This window comes from Protofrankia sp. Cr1 (assembly GCF_963555865.1).
Classification (GTDB): Bacteria; Actinomycetota; Actinomycetes; order Frankiales; family Frankiaceae; genus Protofrankia.
The window spans coordinates 2,499-4,150 of sequence record NZ_CAUVXO010000282.1 but is presented as its reverse complement, the minus strand read 5'-3'; the positions used below and the strand labels follow the sequence as shown (position 1 = coordinate 4,150).

General features: G+C 67.6%; 2 protein-coding genes. One reads left to right on the top strand and one right to left on the bottom strand.

Going from position 1 to position 1,652, the window contains the following annotated elements; translation table 11 throughout:
• Window position 1: 1 nt before the first annotated feature.
• Window positions 2-817, bottom strand: coding sequence for an oxidoreductase (locus U9980_RS18970; RefSeq protein ID WP_322769148.1), 816 nt, complete (start codon window positions 815-817; stop codon window positions 2-4).
• 152 nt (window positions 818-969) lie between these two features.
• Here U9980_RS18970 and U9980_RS18965 point away from each other — a divergent pair, with 152 nt between their 5' ends.
• Entirely contained in the window at window positions 970-1,554 is a 585-nt protein-coding gene (locus U9980_RS18965) for a TetR/AcrR family transcriptional regulator (RefSeq protein WP_416210322.1), read from the top strand.
• The last annotated feature ends 98 nt before the right edge of the window (window positions 1,555-1,652 follow it).

The following is a 1,652-nucleotide window of genomic DNA, read 5'->3' as shown; positions in this document are numbered from 1 at the left end:
GTCAGCCGGCCAGCCGGTTGAGTTTGCGGATCTGGCGGTCGAAGGCCCGGGCGGGGGCGATACGGCGCAGGGTGGCGACGCGTCCGGCCGTCGAGCCGGCGGTGTAGCGCAGCTTCGGCTTCGCCTCTGTCGCTGCCGCGACGATCACCTTGCCGACGACGGCGGGGTCGTCGCCGTCCTTCATCGCCGCCACCAACAGCTCGTCGAAGATGTGGCGCTGCTGGGCGTAGACCGGCAGCGGGTTGTCGGGCTGGACGGCGTTCGCGTCGAATCCGGTCTTGGTGTAGGCGGGCTGGACGAGAAGCACTCGGACGCCGTGCTCGCGGACCTCGTGGTCCACGGACTCCGAGTACCCCTCGATCGCGTGCTTGGTCGCGGCGTAGACGGCCATGTAGGGCGCCGGGACGAAGCCGAGGACGGACGAGATGTTGATGATGCGCCCGCTTCCCTGGGCGCGCATGTGTGGCAGCACGGCCGTCGTCATCCGGATCGTGCCGAAGACGTTGACGTCGAAGATGCTCTGCGCCTGTGCGACGGAGCTCTCCTCGGCAGCACCCGCTGCACCGATACCGGCATTGTTGACCAGGACGTCGATCTGCCCGAACTCCTCGATCACCCGTTTGACGACGACGGTGACTGAATCGTCACTGGCCACGTCGAGATCAAGGAACGTCACCCCGTGGAGAGGGGCGACGCGCGAGGTGTTCCGGCTCGTGCCGATCACGGCGAACCCCGCCTCGACAAGCGCGAGCGCGGCTGCCCTCCCGATGCCTGAGGACGCACCCGTCACGAGCGCCACCTGTCGCGTTGCTGTCATCGTCGACTCCCTAACCCTTTGGCGTACGGTCATACGACCATAGAGTGAGATGGAGCCTGAAGGCAAGGGTCTGCCAAAAATTAAATTATGGCCGTACTCTCAAGGGGTGCACGGCGGCGGACCGGCGGCCGGCCCGGCGGGTGGAGGCGCGTGTGGTGCGGTACGACAACGAGCACAAGCAGGCGACAAGACGGCGGATCATCGAAACGGCCGGCCGCCGCTTCAAACGCGACGGCATCAACGGCTCGGGGATCACCACGCTCATGGCGGACGCGGAGCTGACCAACGGCGCCTTCTACGCCCACTTCACCTCCAAGGACGACCTCGTCGCCACCGCGGTCGCCGACCAGCTCCGCGCACAGTGCGAGAGCCTCGGCGCGCTGGCGCCGGGCCGGGCCGGAGTGGAACAGTTCGTGCGCGCCTACCTGTCGGTCGAGCACCGCGACCACCCCGAGGACGGCTGCCCGTCCGCCGCCCTGCTCGACGAGATCGGCCGCGCCACCGACGCCACCAAACAGGCCTACACCGACGGCGTACTGGCTATCGTCGAGGACATCGCCGCCCGCCTGGCGCCACACGACCCGCCATCGGCACGCGTGAAGGTGCTCACCATCGTCGCCTCCGTGATCGGCACGCTGCAACTCTCCCGCGCCCTAGCCGACCGACACCTCGCCGACGAGGTCCTCGAGCAGGGCATCCAGAACGCCCTCACGTTGTTGGAGCACAGCGATGAGTAGCTGTCGGGGCAGGCGTCGAGGAGCCCGCTGGGAGTTTGGACCTGCCAAGCAGCAAGTCAGACAGCAAGAGACTCAAGATCAGTCCGCGGCGGACGCTT